Below are 202 nucleotides of genomic sequence, written 5' to 3'. Positions count from 1 at the left end.
GGTGAGCAGGTCCAGGTGGCCGGGGGTGAGTTTGACGAAGGAGAACGGTCCGGCAGCCGAGAGAGCAGAACCCAGCTCGGCGGTGTCCAGATCGTCGGGGAGCAGGGTGACGGGCTGTCCGCAGATGAGCGGGGTGAACAGGTCGGGGATGCCCAGGTCGAAGGAGATCGACGAGAACAGCGGGGCACCGCCGTCGCCGTGC

Annotated in this window: 1 protein-coding gene; it reads right to left on the bottom strand. The window is 67.8% G+C overall.

Annotated elements, in window-relative coordinates; all coding sequences use genetic code 11:
* Positions 1-202 (bottom strand): hypothetical protein (locus IF54_RS40380; protein ID WP_037821324.1); only part of this gene is annotated, 202 nt, incomplete at both ends.

The sequence above is a fragment of the Streptomyces sp. NRRL B-3229 genome (genome assembly GCF_000719505.1).
GTDB lineage: Bacteria > Actinomycetota > Actinomycetes > Streptomycetales > Streptomycetaceae > Streptomyces > Streptomyces griseorubiginosus.
This window is presented reverse-complemented; position numbering and strand designations above follow the sequence as displayed.